Annotated in this window: 15 protein-coding genes; 12 read left to right on the top strand and 3 right to left on the bottom strand. The window is 71.8% G+C overall.

Annotation, left to right across the window (positions count from 1 at the left end):
- The first annotated feature begins 81 nt into the window (after nt 1-81).
- The 12 genes from uvrC (at nt 82) to ACIOFR_RS11650 (ending at nt 12,116) form a co-directional block, all read left to right on the top strand.
- Complete coding sequence (gene uvrC / locus ACIOFR_RS11705) at nt 82-2,154, top strand: excinuclease ABC subunit UvrC (RefSeq protein WP_400995129.1); 2,073 nt, start codon at nt 82-84, stop codon at nt 2,152-2,154.
- A 118-nt stretch (nt 2,155-2,272) separates the two neighbouring features.
- Complete coding sequence (rapZ, locus tag ACIOFR_RS11700; RefSeq protein ID WP_400995127.1) at nt 2,273-3,157, top strand: RNase adapter RapZ; 885 nt, start codon at nt 2,273-2,275, stop codon at nt 3,155-3,157.
- 45 nt (nt 3,158-3,202) lie between these two features.
- Nucleotides 3,203-4,306, top strand: a complete 1,104-nt coding sequence (gene yvcK / locus ACIOFR_RS11695; protein ID WP_400995124.1) for a uridine diphosphate-N-acetylglucosamine-binding protein YvcK — start codon at nt 3,203-3,205, stop codon at nt 4,304-4,306.
- Nucleotides 4,297-5,277, top strand: a complete 981-nt coding sequence (gene whiA / locus ACIOFR_RS11690; RefSeq protein ID WP_371499835.1) for a DNA-binding protein WhiA — start codon at nt 4,297-4,299, stop codon at nt 5,275-5,277. The genes yvcK and whiA overlap by 10 nt, the downstream gene beginning before the upstream one ends.
- Nucleotides 5,278-5,612: 335 nt before the next feature.
- A complete protein-coding gene (gene gap / locus ACIOFR_RS11685; protein WP_400995122.1) occupies nt 5,613-6,617 on the top strand; it encodes a type I glyceraldehyde-3-phosphate dehydrogenase in 1,005 nt (334 codons plus the stop codon).
- A gap of 152 nt (nt 6,618-6,769) precedes the next feature.
- A complete protein-coding gene (locus ACIOFR_RS11680) occupies nt 6,770-7,975 on the top strand; it encodes a phosphoglycerate kinase (protein WP_400995120.1) in 1,206 nt (401 codons plus the stop codon).
- Nucleotides 7,976-7,979: 4 nt separating this feature from the next.
- On the top strand, nt 7,980-8,765 hold the full coding sequence (gene tpiA / locus ACIOFR_RS11675) for a triose-phosphate isomerase (protein ID WP_400995118.1): 786 nt from the start codon (nt 7,980-7,982) through the stop codon (nt 8,763-8,765).
- Nucleotides 8,766-8,851: 86 nt separating this feature from the next.
- Complete coding sequence (gene secG / locus ACIOFR_RS11670; RefSeq protein ID WP_400995116.1) at nt 8,852-9,088, top strand: preprotein translocase subunit SecG; 237 nt, start codon at nt 8,852-8,854, stop codon at nt 9,086-9,088.
- Between the two features lie 224 nt (nt 9,089-9,312).
- Entirely contained in the window at nt 9,313-9,648 is a 336-nt protein-coding gene (locus ACIOFR_RS11665; protein WP_371499845.1) for an RNA polymerase-binding protein RbpA, read from the top strand.
- A 139-nt stretch (nt 9,649-9,787) separates the two neighbouring features.
- Entirely contained in the window at nt 9,788-10,222 is a 435-nt protein-coding gene (locus ACIOFR_RS11660) for a GntR family transcriptional regulator (protein ID WP_400995112.1), read from the top strand.
- Complete coding sequence (locus ACIOFR_RS11655) at nt 10,219-11,151, top strand: ABC transporter ATP-binding protein (protein WP_400995110.1); 933 nt, start codon at nt 10,219-10,221, stop codon at nt 11,149-11,151. The genes ACIOFR_RS11660 and ACIOFR_RS11655 overlap by 4 nt, the downstream gene beginning before the upstream one ends.
- On the top strand, nt 11,148-12,116 hold the full coding sequence (locus tag ACIOFR_RS11650) for a hypothetical protein (protein ID WP_400995107.1): 969 nt from the start codon (nt 11,148-11,150) through the stop codon (nt 12,114-12,116). The genes ACIOFR_RS11655 and ACIOFR_RS11650 overlap by 4 nt, the downstream gene beginning before the upstream one ends.
- A gap of 70 nt (nt 12,117-12,186) precedes the next feature.
- On the opposite strand, the gene pgl is transcribed toward ACIOFR_RS11650, so the two are convergent.
- From pgl to zwf, 3 genes are read right to left on the bottom strand one after another with little or no spacing between them, the layout of a single operon-like run.
- The gene (gene pgl, locus ACIOFR_RS11645; RefSeq protein WP_400995105.1) at nt 12,187-12,948 is read right to left on the bottom strand and encodes a 6-phosphogluconolactonase; all 762 of its coding nucleotides are present in this window, start codon (nt 12,946-12,948) and stop codon (nt 12,187-12,189) included.
- Nucleotides 12,945-14,081 (bottom strand): glucose-6-phosphate dehydrogenase assembly protein OpcA, encoded by a 1,137-nt coding sequence (opcA, locus tag ACIOFR_RS11640; protein ID WP_400995102.1) that lies wholly within the window; start codon nt 14,079-14,081, stop codon nt 12,945-12,947. The genes pgl and opcA overlap by 4 nt, the downstream gene beginning before the upstream one ends.
- Nucleotides 14,078-15,583, bottom strand: a complete 1,506-nt coding sequence (zwf, locus tag ACIOFR_RS11635) for a glucose-6-phosphate dehydrogenase (RefSeq protein WP_400995349.1) — start codon at nt 15,581-15,583, stop codon at nt 14,078-14,080. Before zwf ends, opcA begins: the two co-directional genes overlap by 4 nt.
- Nucleotides 15,584-15,687: the final 104 nt, after the last annotated feature.

Below are 15,687 nucleotides of genomic sequence, written 5' to 3'. Positions count from 1 at the left end.
CTCCGGTCGGGCCCGGGCCGTCGCCGACCGAGGAGTGGATCGGCCCGCGGGCTGTCACCGCCAATCGGTAGGGTGAATGCCATGGCTGACCCGTCCACCTACCGTCCGGCGCCCGGCGAGATCCCGGTCTCACCCGGGGTGTACAAGTTCCGCGACGCGCACGGCCGGGTCATCTATGTCGGCAAGGCGAAGAGCCTGCGCCCGCGGCTGTCCTCCTACTTCCAGGAGATCGCCAACCTCCACCCGCGGACGGCGACCATGGTCACCACCGCCGCCTCGGTGGAGTGGACGGTGGTCGCCACCGAGGTCGAGGCGCTCCAGCTGGAGTACTCCTGGATCAAGGAGTTCGACCCCCGCTTCAACGTCAAGTACCGCGACGACAAGAGCTATCCGGAGCTCGCGGTCACGTTGAACGAGGAGTTTCCCCGCGTGCAGGTGATGCGGGGGGCGCACCGGAAGGGCGTGCGCTACTTCGGCCCGTACGGCCACGCCTGGGCGATCCGCGAGACGGTCGACCTGCTGCTGCGGGTCTTCCCGGTCCGCACCTGTTCCAACGGCGTCTTCAAGCGCGCCCAGCAGGTCGGCCGGCCCTGCCTGCTCGGCTACATCGGCAAGTGCGCCGCGCCCTGCGTCGGCAAGGTCTCGGCGGCCGAACACCAGGAGCTGGCCGAGGAGTTCTGCGAGTTCATGGCCGGCCGCACCGGCGGTTTCCTGCGCCGGCTGGAACAGCAGATGCAGGAGGCCGCCGAGGAGATGGAGTACGAGCGGGCGGCCCGCCTGCGCGACGACATCGGCGCGCTCCGGCGCGCGATGGAGAAGAACGCGGTGGTCCTCGCTGACGGGACCGACGCCGACCTGCTCGCGCTCGCCGAGGACGAGCTGGAGGCGGCCGTTCAGATCTTCCACGTCCGCGGCGGCCGGGTCCGCGGCCAGCGCGGCTGGGTCACCGACAAGGTCGAGGACGTGGACACCCCGGCGCTGGTCGAGCACGCCCTGCAACAGCTGTACGGCGCCGGCACCGAGCCCGTCCCGCGCGAGGTGCTCGTCCCGGCGTTGCCCGAGCCGGCCGAGCCGGTCCGCGAGTGGCTGTGCGGCCTGCGCGGTGGCCAGGTGGACCTCCGGGTGCCGCAGCGCGGCGACAAGAAGGACCTGATGGCCACCGTCGGGCGCAACGCCCAGCAGGCACTGGCCCTGCACAAGACCAAGCGGGCGGGCGACCTCACCACCCGCAGCCGCGCCCTCCAGGAGATCGCCGAAGCCCTGGAGCTGGACTCCGTCCCGCTGCGGATCGAGTGCTTCGACATCTCGCACCTCCAGGGCGAGGACGTGGTCGCCTCGATGGTGGTCTTCGAGGACGGTCTGGCCCGCAAGAGCGAGTACCGCCGCTTCCAGATCAAGGGCTTCGCCGGGCAGGACGACGTCCGCTCGATGCACGAGGTGATCACCCGCCGGTTCCGCCGCTACCTCCAGGAGCGCGAACAGACCGGCGAGTGGGCCGTCCCGGAGGCCGACGACGAGGGCCCGGCCGAGGGCCCGGTCGAGGGTGCGGCGGAGGGGCCGGCCGGGGCCGCCGGTCCGACCGGGGAGGACGGCCGCCCGCGCCGGTTCGCCTACCCGCCGCAGCTGCTGGTGGTCGACGGCGGGCAGCCGCAGGTGGCCGCCGCCCGGCGGGCCCTGGACGAGCTGGGCATCGACGACGTCGCGCTCTGCGGCCTGGCCAAGCGGCTGGAGGAGGTCTGGCTGCCCGGCGAGGACGACCCGGTGGTGCTGCCGCGCACCAGCGAGGGCCTCTACCTGCTCCAGCGGGTCCGCGACGAGGCGCACCGCTTCGCCATCCGCTACCAGCGCACCAAGCGTTCCAAGCGGCTCACGGCGGGGGAGCTGGACTCCGTCCCCGGCCTCGGCGAGACTCGCCGCCAGGCCCTGCTCAAGCACTTCGGTTCGCTGAAGCGGCTGCGCGCGGCCACCGTGGACGAGTTGTGCGAGGTCCCGGGCATCGGCCGCCGCACCGCGGAGACTGTTGCGGCAGCGTTGTCCTCCCGTACACCTGCCACATTTGCGGTGAACACCGCCACGGGCGAGATCATTGACGACAGTGTTGAGTCCGGCCGCGTCGATCAGGGCCTGGTCGACACACCCCAGGAGACGCCATGACGGCCGACGTCGCCCGTCAGCACCGATGCCGGGAAATCCCCCGACGGGGTGAGCCCGGGAAGCCGGGCGGCATCTGGCGCGTTCTCCACAGCAGAACCACCGAGAGCGGGGAACCGAAGTGACTGTGTCCAGTGCGGGCGAGGCCGCCCCGGAGCTGGTGATCATCTCCGGCATGTCGGGGGCGGGCCGTAGCACCGCCGCGAAGTGCCTGGAGGACCTGGGCTGGTTCGTGGTGGACAACCTGCCGCCTGCCCTCATCCCGACCATGGTCGACCTCGGCGCCCGTTCCCAGGGCGCCGTGCCCAGGATCGGCGCCGTGGTGGACGTCCGGGGCCGGACGTTCTTCGACGACCTGCTGACCTCCCTGGAGGAGCTGGAGAAGCGCGGAGTCCGGCTCCGGGTGGTCTTCCTGGAGTCCTCGGACGACGCCCTGGTGCGCCGTTTCGAGTCGGTCCGCCGCCCGCACCCGCTGCAGGCCGACGGCCGGATCGTGGACGGCATCGAGCGCGAGCGCGACCTGCTGCGCGAGCTGCGCGGCGAGGCCGACCTGGTGATCGACACCTCCAACCTGAACGTCCACCAGCTGCGCGCCAAGCTGGACGCCCAGTTCGCCGACCACGACGAGCCGGAGCTGCGGGCCACCGTGATGTCGTTCGGCTTCAAGTACGGCCTGCCGGTCGACGCCGACCTGGTCGTCGACTGCCGGTTCCTGCCCAACCCGCACTGGGTCCCCGAGCTGCGCGCCCGCACCGGCACCGACCCCGACGTCGCCGAGTACGTCTTCAAGCAGTCCGGCGCCCAGGAGTTCCTGGACGGCTACACCGAGCTGTTGCGGATCGTCACGGAGGGCTACCGCCGGGAGGGGAAGCGCTACATGACTCTTGCCGTAGGCTGCACCGGTGGCAAGCACCGCAGTGTCGCCATGTCGGAGCGGCTGACCAAGCGTCTGATCGCGGACGGTGTGGAGACGGTGCTCGTCCACCGCGACATGGGCAGGGAGTGACCGGCCGGGAGTGACAGCAGCGCCCCGTCCGTCGCTCACAGGAGCATGAGACAGGAACATGGGGTCGGTGTGACGGGATACTCGCCAGCGCGGCAGCTCCAGCACAGGCCTTCCGAGCGGGCCCAGGCGACCGGCCCCGCCCAGTCCGGCCAGAAGCCCCGCCCGGGCGCGCCCAGGATCACCGCGCTCGGCGGCGGGCAGGGCCTGTCCGCCTCGCTCTCCGCGCTGCGCCGGCTCACCAACGAACTGACGGCCGTGGTCACGGTCGCCGACGACGGCGGCTCCAGCGGACGGTTGCGCACCGAGCTGGGGGTGCTGCCGCCGGGCGACCTGCGCAAGGCGCTGGCCGCGCTGTGCGGGGACGACGAGTGGGGCCGGACCTGGTCCGAGGTGATCCAGCAGCGGTTCACCGGCAACGGCGGGCTGGGCGGCCACGCGGTCGGCAACCTGCTGATCGTCGCGCTGTGGGAGAAGCTCGGTGACCCGGTCGAGGCGCTGAACTGGGTCGGCCGGCTGCTCAACGTGCAGGGCCGGGTGCTGCCGATGTCGGCCGTTCCGCTGGACATCGAGGCCCAGGTGCGCGGCCACGACCCGGCCGCCCCGGCGGCGGTCACCGCCGTCCGCGGCCAGGCCAACGTCGCCGTCACCCCCGGCACCGTGCTCTCCATCAGCCTGCTGCCGGACGGCCCGCCGGCCGTCCCGGAGGCGGTCTCCGCCGTTCTGGAGGCGGACTGGGTGGTGCTCGGCCCCGGGTCCTGGTTCACCAGCGTGCTGCCGCACCTGCTGGTGCCGGAGCTGGCCAAGGCCCTGGTGGAGACCCGGGCCCGGCGCCTGCTCACGCTGAACCTGGCGCCGCAGCCGGGCGAGACCGAGGGCTTCACCCCGCAGCGCCACCTGGAGGTGATAGCGGACCACGCCCCCGACCTCGCGGTCGATGCCATCCTGGTGGACGAGCGCGCGGTCACCGGCGGTGCCTTCGGGCAGGCCGACCTGGCCGGGCTGGAGAAGGCAGCCGAGCGGATGGGCGCCGCACTGGTGCTCGACCGGGTCGCACACGTCGACGGTTCGCCGCGACACGACCCGGAGCTCTTGGCGGCTGCGTACGACCGGATTTTCCGGACACATGGAAGGATCGGCCCATGGCGATGACGGCAGCGGTCAAGGATGAAATCAGCCGGCTCCCCGTCACCCGTGCCTGCTGCCGAAAGGCGGAGGTCTCGGCGATCCTGCGTTTCGCGGGCGGACTGCACATCGTGAGCGGTCGCATCGTGATCGAGGCGGAGCTGGACACCGGCCAGGCGGCGCGGCGGCTGCGCAAGGACCTGCTGGAGATCTTCGGGCACTCCTCGGACCTGGTGGTGATGGCCCCCGGCGGCCTTCGCCGCGGCAGCCGGTACGTGGTGCGGGTGGTGAAGGACGGCGAACTGCTGGCTCGGCAGACCGGGCTGGTGGACGGCAGGGGGAGGCCCATCCGGGGCCTGCCCCCGGCGGTGGTCTCGGGGGCGACCTGCGACGCGGAGGCGGCCTGGCGAGGCGCCTTCCTGGCGCACGGCTCGCTGACCGAGCCCGGCAGGTCCTCCTCCCTGGAGATCACCTGCCCCGGCTCCGAGGCGGCGCTGGCCCTGGTCGGCGCGGCCCGCCGGCTGGGCATCCCGGCCAAGGCCCGCGAGGTGCGCGGGGTGGACCGGGTGGTGATCCGGGACGGCGACGCGATCGGTGCCCTGCTCACCAGGCTCGGCGCGCACGAGTCGGTGCTGGCCTGGGAGGAGCGCCGGATGCGGCGCGAGGTGCGGGCCACCGCGAACCGGCTGGCCAACTTCGACGACGCCAACCTGCGCCGTTCGGCCCGGGCGGCGGTCGCGGCCGGGGCCCGGGTGCAGCGGGCGCTGGAGATCCTCGGCGAGGAGGTGCCCGAGCACCTGGCGGCCGCCGGCCAGCTGCGGATGCAGCACAAGCAGGCCTCGCTGGAGGAGCTCGGCGCGCTCGCCGACCCGCCGCTCACCAAGGACGCGGTGGCCGGCCGGATCCGTCGCCTGCTGGCGATGGCCGACAAGCGGGCGGCCGAGCTGGGTCTGCCCAACACCGAGGCCAACCTGACCGAGGAGATGGCGCTCAGCTGAGCGGTCCTCCCCGATGGTCTGAACCATTTTTCGAAGAGCCCGGCGTCTCGCATCGCGGACGCCGGCTTTTCGGTGTCCGGACACCACCCGGCGCCCTCCCCGGCCGGGCCCTCCCCGGCCGGTGCCGGCGGCTGCGCGGCCCGCCGGCCCAACTCCCCTGCGTCGTCGGCCGCTGCGGGCTGCGGACCCGCTCACGGGCCTGCTGCGGCCCGGCGGCGACGGTGAGGCGATGTGCCGCGCCGGGCGTCGGAGGGGTAGGGTCAGTCCTGGTCGGGGACATCCCATTTCCACCCCCGCCGGGCCAGGCCCGGCGTACCTGACAAGGAGATCGGTTCGTGACGATCCGGGTAGGCATCAACGGGTTCGGCCGCATCGGCCGGAACTTCTTCCGTGCGGTTCGGGCCCAGGGCGCGGACATCGAAATCGTCGGTGTCAACGACCTGACCGACACCAAGACCCTGGCGCACCTGCTCAAGTACGACTCGATCCTGGGCACCCTGCAGGCCGAGGTGTCCCACACCGCCGACAGCATCACGGTCGACGGCAAGACCTTCAAGGTCATCGCCGAGCGCGACCCGGCCAACCTCCCCTGGGGCGACCTGGGCGTGGACATCGTCATCGAGTCCACCGGTATCTTCACCAAGGCCGACCAGGCCAAGAAGCACGTCACGGCCGGTGCCAAGAAGGTCATCATCTCGGCGCCCGCCACCGACGAGGACGTCACCATCGTGATGGGCGTCAACGACGACAAGTACGACGCCGCCAACCACACGGTGATCTCCAACGCCTCCTGCACCACCAACTGCGTGGCGCCGCTGGCGAAGGTGCTGAACGAGAACTTCGGCATCGTCAAGGGTCTGATGACCACGGTGCACGCGTTCACCAACGACCAGGTCACCCTGGACTTCCCGCACAAGGACCTGCGCCGCGCGCGGGCCGCCTCGCTGAACATCATCCCGACCTCGACGGGTGCCGCCAAGGCCACCGCGCTGGTCCTGCCGGAGCTCAAGGGCAAGCTGGACGGCACCTCGCTGCGCGTCCCGGTCCCGACCGGCTCGATCACCGACCTGGTCGTCACGCTGGAGCGCGAGGTCACCGTCGAGGAGGTCAACGCGGCCTTCCAGAAGGCGTCCGAGGGCTCGCTCAAGGGCATCCTGGAGTACACCGAGGACCCGATCGTCTCCTCCGACATCGTGAACTCGCCGTTCTCCACGATCTTCGACTCCCTGATGACCATGGTCCAGGGCAACCAGGTCAAGGTCTTCGGCTGGTACGACAACGAGTGGGGCTACTCCAACCGCCTCGTCAACCTGACCACCCTCGTCGGTGGCCAGCTCTGACCTCAGCGGGCGCTGACGTGATGTAAGGGGCAGGGCCCGGACGGCACTTCGGCCATCCGGGCCCTGCCTCTGCGCACCACACCCTCGCTCGAAACCGCGGCCCGCCGCAGTGCCGCTGCCATGTGCACCTTCCCCCGGGAGATACGAAGACCGTGAAGACCATCGAAGACCTTGAGGTCACCGGTAAGCGCGTGTTCGTCCGCGCCGACCTCAACGTGCCCCTGTCCGACGGCAGGATCACCGACGACGGCCGGATCCGCGCCGTCGCCCCGACCATCGCCAAGCTGGTGCAGGCCGGCGCGAAGGTGGTCGTCGCCTCCCACCTGGGCCGCCCCGACGGCGAGCCCAAGCCGCAGTTCTCGCTCGCGCCGGTGGCCGTCCGGCTCGGCGAGATCCTCGGCGTACCGGTGGGCTTCGCCTCCGACACCGTGGGCGAGAGCGCGAAAGCCACCGTCGCCGCCCTGGCCGACGGCGAGGTCACGCTGCTGGAGAACCTGCGGTTCAACGCCGGCGAGACGTCGAAGGACGACGCCGTGCGCGGCGCCTTCGCCGACGAGCTGGCCTCGCTCGCCGACCTCTACGTCGGCGACGGCTTCGGCGCGGTGCACCGCAAGCACGCCTCGGTCTACGACCTGCCGGCCCGGCTGCCGAGCGCGGTCGGCGACCTGATCGCCACCGAGGTCGGGGTGCTCAAGCGCCTCACCGAGGAGGTCGAGCGCCCGTACGTGGTGGTGCTCGGCGGCTCCAAGGTCTCCGACAAGGTCGGCGTGATCGACAACCTGCTGGGCAAGGCCGACCGGATCCTGATCGGCGGCGGCATGGCGTACACCTTCCTCGCGGCCCAGGGCCACGAGGTCGGCAAGTCGCTGCTGCAGAAGGACCAGATCCCGGTCGTCCTGGAGTACCTGGAGCGGGCGCGGAAGAACGACGTCGAGTTCGTCGTCCCGGTCGACGTCGCGGTCTCCGCGGACTTCCCGGACACCAAGACGCACGCGCCGGTCGAGGACTTCGCGGTCGTCGACGCGGACCGCATCCCGGCGGACAAGGAGGGCCTGGACATCGGCCCGAGGACCCAGGAGCTCTTCGCCGCCAAGCTGGCCGACGCGAAGACCGTCTTCTGGAACGGCCCGGTCGGTGTCTTCGAGCACCCGACCTTCGCCGAGGGCACCAAGGCCGTCGCGCAGGCACTGCTCGACAGCTCCGCTTTCACCGTGGTCGGCGGCGGCGACTCCGCCGCGGCCGTCCGCATCCTGGGCTTCGACGAGAACGAGTTCGGGCACATCTCGACCGGCGGTGGCGCAAGCCTCGAGTACCTGGAGGGCAAGACCCTCCCCGGTCTCGCCGCCCTGGAAGGCTGATCGCATGACCACGCGTCTCCCGCTGATGGCGGGCAACTGGAAGATGAACCTCAACCACCTCGAGGCCATCCAGCACACCCAGAAGCTGGCGTTCGCGCTGGCCGACAAGGACTACGAGGCCGTCGAGGTCGCCGTCCTGGTCCCCTTCACCGACCTGCGCTCCGTGCAGACCCTGGTCGACGGCGACAAGCTGAAGGTCAAGTACGGCTCGCAGGACATCTCGGCGCACGACTCCGGCGCCTACACCGGTGAGATCTCCGGTCCGATGCTGGCCAAGCTCAAGTGCGCCTACGCGGCGATCGGCCACTCCGAGCGCCGGCAGTACCACGGCGAGAACGAGACGATCGTCAACGCCAAGGTGAAGGCGGCCTACCGCAACGGCATCACGCCGATCCTGTGCGTGGGCGAGCCGCTGGAGATCCGCAAGGCGGGCACCCACGTCGCGTACACGCTGACCCAGCTGGACGGCGCCCTGGAGGGCGTGTCCGCCGCGGACGCCGAGTCGATCGTGGTGGCGTACGAGCCGGTGTGGGCGATCGGCACCGGCGAGGTGGCGACCCCCGAGGACGCCCAGGAGGTGTGCGCGGCGATCCGGGTCCGGCTGGCCGAGCTGTACACCGCCGAGCTGGCCGACAAGGTCCGGGTGCTGTACGGCGGCTCGGTCAAGTCCTCCAGCGCGGCCGGCCTGATGGCCAAGCCGGACGTGGACGGGGCCCTGATCGGCGGTGCCTCCCTGGACGCCGACGAGTTCGTCAAGATCGTGCGGTACCGTGAGCAGGCAGTAGGCTAACGCCGCCGCAGCAACGTAGGCTTTGGGCCGGACCGCTTTCGTGCGGCCCGGCCCTTCGCCGAAGATACGAGAGAGTTGGTCCCGTCGTGGTTCTCGGGTTCTCGATTGCCCTGATCATCCTGAGTCTGCTGATGATCCTCCTGGTGCTGCTGCACAAGGGGAAGGGCGGCGGCCTGTCCGACATGTTCGGCGGTGGCGCGATGTCGACCGGCGGCGGGTCCGCGGTGGCCGAGCGCAACCTCGACCGGATCACCATCCTGGTGGGTACCGGCTGGTTCGTGTGCATCGTGGTGCTCGGCCTGGTGCTCAAGTACAAGAACTGAGCCGCCTTCACCACGGATCTGACGAGGGGTCGCCGCGCCGCCTATCCTGTGGGAGCCCGGCGGCGGAGGTGGTGGTGGCAGATCCTTAACTCCCGCTTACACTAGGACGACTTCGCCACCGTCCGCACGCCGCGGCCGGGCGGCAGTGGGTACCGGCCGCAGTCCGGACCGGATCCAGGGCATCGGTCGAGGTCGCATCGCACCAGCACGCAGGGAGTCAGACCGTGGCAAGTGGCAACGCCATCCGAGGCAGCAGAGTCGGCGCCGGCCCGATGGGCGAGGCGGAGCGCGGCGAGTCCGCCCCCCGCAACCGGATCTCCTTCTGGTGCGCGAACAGGCACGAGACGCGCCCCAGCTTCGCGGCCGAAGCGGCCATCCCGGACACCTGGGACTGTCCCCGCTGCGGCTTCCCCGCCGGCCAGGACGAGGAGAACCCCCCGGCCCCGGCCCGCAACGAGCCGTACAAGACCCACCTCGCCTACGTCCGCGAGCGTCGCACCGACGCCGACGGCGAGGCGATCCTCGCCGAGGCGCTGGCCAAGCTCCGGGGCGAGATCTGAGCAGACGTCAGGTATGACACGAGAAGGGGTCGGGCCAGTGGCCCGGCCCCTTCTCCGTGTGCACCCGAACCCGGCCCCGCCGTCGCGGCTTGACGGCGGGGCCTCACTTCCACCACCATTCCACTAACTACTTAGTGGAATGGTGGTGGAAGTGCTCGCGTACCGGATCGAACGCCGTAGCGGTGTCGCTACCTACCTCCAGATCGTCCAGCAGACCGAGCACGCGCTGCGGCTCGGAGTCCTCCAGCCCGGGGACCGCCTGCCGACCGCGAAGGAGGTGGTGGCCGCCACGGCCGTCAACCCCAACACGGTCCTCAAGGCCTACCGCGAGCTGGAACGGCGAGGGCTGGTCGCCCCCAGGCCCGGTCTCGGCACCTTCGTCCTGCGCTCGCTCGCCCGTGAGGAGGCCGCGGCGGACTCCCCGCTGCGCGCCGAGCTCGCGGACTGGGCGGCCAGGGCCAGGACCGCCGGACTGGGCCGGGCCGACGCCGAGGCGCTCGTCGTCTCGGTGCTCGACGAGGAGTTCACGGCCCGCCCCGCCGGCGCGGCCGAAGCACGGGAGGGGAACGAATGAACGGGCTGAACCCCGCCGGGGCCGCCGAGAGCGGCCCGACGGCACTGGAAGTCAGCGGACTCGGCAAGCGCTACCGTCGCGGCTGGGCGCTGAAGGACTGCTCCTTCCGCCTCCCCGCAGGCCGGATCTGCGCCCTGGTCGGGCCGAACGGCGCCGGCAAGAGCACCCTGATGTCGATCGTGTCGGGCCTGCTCACGCCCACCGAGGGCACCGCCGAGGTCCTCGGCCGGCCGCTCGGAGACCCGGCCACCCGCAGCCGGATCGGTTTCGTCTCCCAGGACAAGCCGATGTACGCCGGGTTCACGGTCGCCGAGACCCTGCGCCTGGGCCGGGAGCTGAACACCACCTGGCACCAGGCCAAGGCCGAGGACGTGGTCGCCCAGGGCGAGATCCCGCTGTCCGCCCGGGTCGGCTCGCTCTCCGGCGGCCAGCGCACCCGGGTCACCCTGGCGCTGGCGCTCGGCCGGCTGCCCGAGCTGCTGGTCCTCGACGAGCCGATGTCCGACCTCGACCCGCTGGCCAGGCACCAGTTGATGGGCGTGCTGATGGCCGAGGCCGCCGAGCGCGGCATCACCGTGCTGATGTCCTCGCACGTCATCGCCGAGCTGGAGGACTCCTGCGACTACCTGGTGCTGCTCTCCGGCGGCGGCGTGCTGCTGGCCGGTGACATCGACGAGATCGTCGAGGGCCACCAGCTGCTGGTCGGCGACGACGGCTCCCAGGCCCCGAACCCCGCCCAGGTGGTCGAGATGCGCCGCGCCGGCCGTCAGATCACCGCCCTCGTCCGGCCGGACGGACCCGCCCCGGACGGCTGGGAGACCGGTGAACCCACCCTGGAGGAAGTCCTGTTGGCCCACCTGCGCACCCCCGGCGCGCCCGCCCTGATCACCGCCGAGGCCCGGCCCGCCGAGCGGACGGTGGCGGCATGACCACCGTGGACACGACCCGACCCGCCCGCACCGGCCGGCTCGCCCCGCGCGGCATCTGGTGGCTGATGTGGCGCCAGCAGCGCGTGGTCATCCTGCTCTGGCTGGCCGCCGTGGTGGCCGCCGCGGTGGTCTTCCCGATCCTGCGCGGCGCCATGGTGGAGTACATCGACAGCCACCACATCGCGGGCTGCGCGCTGATCAGTCTCGACCCGGCCTGCCAGGTGGAGGGCGTCCAGCAGTCGGTGGAGACCTTCCGGGCCCGGTACGGCGAGATCCTCCACGGCGTGGGCCTGCTGCTGCTGATGCTCCCGGTCGGGGTCGGCGTCTTCGTGGCCGGCCCGCTGCTCTCGAAGGAGTACGAGAGCGGCACCTGGCGGCTGGTGCTCGGGCAGTCGGTGAGCCGCACCCGGTGGCTGGCGGCGAAGCTCGTCACCACCGGCGGGGTGGCCGTCGCCGGCAGCCTCGCACTGATGGGCCTGTTCCGCTGGATGTGGCTGCCGTCGGCCAACTTCGTCTCCGGCGTGGCCTGGTGCAGCAGCACCTTCATCGTCTCCGGCGGCCCGCTGCTGGCGGCCACCGTGCTGCTCGCGCTGGCGATCGGCGCGACGGTCGGCAGTCTGACCCGCCGCGTGGTGCCGTCGATGGCGATCAGCTTCGGGGCCGTGATCGTGGTGCAGTACCTGCTGTCGAGCATGCGGCCGTACCTGGTGCCGTACCAGACCCGGATCGTCTCCAGCTCCGAACTGCCCAACGACGTCTGGGCGTTCGACCACGGCTTCGTGACCCCGGACGGCCGGCACCTCTCGTACGGCGCCTCGGACATCCCCGACGGCGCCCGCGAGTACACCGATCTGCACACCGCGGCCGACTACTGGCCGCTGCAGGGCATCGAGTCGGGGATCTGCCTGGTGCTGGTGACCGCGCTGGTCGGCTTCCTGTTCTGGCGGGCCCGGCACGCGGACTGACCCGCGGGCCGACCGGACACGAAAGGGGCGGGTGGACGCGATCGCGTCCACCCGCCCCTCGTCGTCGTGCCTACGCGGCCCTGGTCCTGGCCGCGGCCGTGCGGTCGAGCAGCCACAGGGTGCGCTCGGTGCCGTACGCGCCGGAGGCCGGGGCCTCCTCCTCGCCCGGGTCGCCGAGAGCGAGGGCGACGGCGTCGGCCTTGTCCTCGCCCGCCGCGAGCAGCCAGACCTCGCGGGCCGCCCGGATGGCCGGCAGGGTCAGCGAGATCCGGGTGGGCGGCGGCTTCGGCGACTCCCGGACGCCGACCACGGTCAGCTCGCGCTCCCGGACACCGGGGTGTCCGGGGAAGAGCGAGGCGACGTGGGCGTCCGGGCCGACCCCGAGCAGCAGGACGTCGAAGGTCGGGACGGTGCTCCCGGGCTCCGCCGCCGCGGCGAGCTCCGCCGCGTAGCGGGCCGCGGCGGCCTCGGCGTCGGTGCCGTCGACGCCGTCCGAGGCGGGCATCTCGTGCACCCTCGCCGGGTCGAGCGGGACGTGCGCGAGCAGCTCGTCGCGGGCCTGGACGGCGTTGCGGTCCCCGTCCGCGGCGGGGACGAAGCGCTCGTCGCCCCACCAGAGGTCGAGCCGCGCCCAGTCGACCGCGTCGCGCGCCGGGGAGGCGGCGACCGCGGCCAGCAGGGCGTTGCCGTTGCGGCCGCCGGTGAGCACCACCGAGGCGGTGCCGCGGGCGGCCTGGGCGTCCACGATCCGGGTGATCAGCCGGGCCGCGGTGGCCCGGGCCATCAGGTCCGTGTCGTGGTGGACGACGAGCTGCCGCCCGGTGCCGCTCATGAGCCGCTCCGCTTGCGCGGCGCGGCCTTCTTCGGCGCGGCCTTCTTGGGAGCGGCCTTCTGGGTGACGGCCTTCTTGGCGGCGACCGGCTTGCGGGCGGTGGCCGCCTTGCGGGCCGGCGCCTCGGTGGTCACCTTGGCGGTCACCCGGGCCGGGGCCGCGGTGGCCGCGGCGACCGGCTCGGCCGAGGACCGGGCCGCCGTGGACGACTCCTTCAGCCGGTCGACGGGCGTGCGCACCGCCGCGGCGTAGATGTCGTCCGGGTCGAGCCGGCGCAGCTCCTCCGCGATCAGTTCGGCGGTGTCCCGCCGCTTGAGCGCGACCATGCGGTCCGGCGCACCGGGCATCGCGAGCGTGCCCAGCAGCCCGTCCGGGCGGTCCAGGGTGATGTCGCCGTCCTTGGCCCGCAGCCGGACGGCGGTGATCCCGGGTCCGGCCGTGACGACCCGCTCCACCGGCACCTTCAGCCGGGTGGCCAGCCAGAGGCCGAGCAGCTCCACGCTGGGGTTGTACGACTCGCCCTCGACGACCGCGGAGGTGATCGTGACGGGCCGCTGGTCCAGCGCGGCGGCCAGCATCGAGCGCCAGCCGGTGATCCTGGTCCAGGCCAGGTCGGTGTCGCCGGGGGTGTAGCTCTCGGCCCGCTGGCCGAGTTGGGCGACCGGCGACTCGGCGGTGACCGCGTCGGTGATCCGGCGCTGGGCCAGTGCGCCGAGCGGGTCCTGGGCCGGGTTCTGCGGTGCGTTCTCCGGCCACCAGACCACCACGGGGGCGTCCGGCAGCAGCAGCGGAAGCACCACCGACTGGGCGTGCAGGGCGAGTTCGCCGTGCATCCGGAGGATGACGGTCTCGCCGGGGCCGGCGTCGGCGCCGACCAGTATCTCCGCGTCCAGGCGGGTCTCGGCGCGGGCCCGGGGCGAGCGCCCGGCGCGTTTGATGACCGCGAGGATGCGCGAGGGGTGCTCGCGCGACGCGTCGTTGGCCGCCTTGAGCGCGTCGTACGCGCTGCCCTCGTCGGTGACGATGACGAGGGTGAGCACCATGCCGGCGGCGGTGGATCCGCTGGCCCGGCGCGCGTCCATCAGCGCAGCGTTGATCTTGCTGGACGTGGTGTTCGTCAGGTCGATCTTCATGGCCGGCGCCAGCTCCTGCCGTCTCGTGCGAGCATCTCGTCCGCCTCGGTCGGACCCCAGGTGCCCGCCGGGTACTGGGCGGGCTTGCCGTGGGTGTCCCAGTACTCCTCGATCGGGTCGAGGATCCCCCAGGAGAGCTCGACCTCCTGGTGGCGCGGGAACAGGTTGGCGTCACCCAGCAGGACGTCCAGGATGAGCCGCTCGTACGCCTCGGGGCTGGACTCGGTGAAGGACTCGCCGTAGGCGAAGTCCATCGTGACGTCGCGGACCTCGAAGGAGGTGCCGGGTACCTTGGAGCCGAACCGCACCGTGACGCCCTCGTCCGGCTGCACCCGGATCACCAGGGCGTTCTGCCCGAGCTCCTCGGTGGCGTAGGAGTCGAACGGCAGGTACGGGGCGCGCTGGAAGACCACCGCGATCTCGGTGACCCGCCGGCCGAGCCGCTTGCCGGTGCGCAGGTAGAACGGGACACCCGCCCAGCGGCGGTTGTTGATCTCCAGCTTGATGGCGGCGTAGGTGTCGGTCTTGGACTTGGGGTTGATGCCGTCCTCCTCCAGGTACCCGACCACCTCCTCGCCACCCTGCCAGCCGGCCGCGTACTGCCCGCGCACGGTGTGCTTGCCCAGGTCCTCGGGGAGCTGGACGGCGCTGAGCACCTTGAGCTTCTCGGCGACCAGGGCCTTGGGGTGGAACGAGGCCGGCTCCTCGATGGCGGTGAGCGCCATCAGCTGGAGCAGGTGGTTCTGGATGACGTCCCGGGCGGAGCCGATGCCGTCGTAGTACCCGGCCCGGCCGCCGATGCCGATGTCCTCCGCCATGGTGATCTGCACGTGGTCGACGTAGGACCGGTTCCAGATCGGCTCGAACATGGTGTTGGCGAAGCGGAGCGCCAGGATGTTCTGGACGGTCTCCTTGCCGAGGTAGTGGTCGATCCGGAAGACCTCGTCCCGGGGGAAGACCTCGTGGACGATCCGGTTCAGCTCCTGGGCGCTCTCCAGGTTGTGGCCGAACGGCTTCTCGATCACCGCGCGGCGCCAGGAGCCGGGCGGCGGGTCGGCCAGCCCGTGCTTCTTGAGCTGCTGCACCACGACCGGGAAGGCCTTGGGCGGGACGGACAGGTAGAAGGCGAAGTTGCCGCCGGTGCCCTGCGCCTCGTCCAGGTCCTCGATGGTCTTGCGCAGGGTGTCGAAGGCGTCGTCGTCCTCGAACGTGCCCTGGACGAACCGCATGCCCTTGGCGAGCTGCTGCCAGACCTCCTCACGGAAGGGGGTCCGGGCGTGCTGCTTGACCGCGTCGTGGACCTCCTTGGCGAAGTCCTCGTCCTCCCACTCCCGCCGGGCGAAGCCGATCAGCGAGAAGCCGGGCGGCAGCAGGCCGCGGTTGGCCAGGTCGTAGATGGCGGGCATCAGCTTCTTGCGCGACAGGTCACCGGTCACGCCGAAGATCACCAGGCCGGACGGCCCGGCGATCCTCGGCAGCCGGCGGTCGGCGGGGTCACGCAGCGGGTTGACGGGGGTGAGCGGGGGGTCGCCCTGATCGCCCTCCGCCCCCTCGACATCCGGGTACGGCTGTGTGTTGCTCACGTGGTGGGCTCCGCTTCCAGTGC

It is taken from the genome of Kitasatospora sp. NPDC088346 (genome assembly GCF_044740765.1).
GTDB lineage: Bacteria > Actinomycetota > Actinomycetes > Streptomycetales > Streptomycetaceae > Kitasatospora.
The sequence above is the reverse complement of the archived record's forward strand: the minus strand, read 5'-3'. Positions and strand labels throughout refer to the sequence as shown.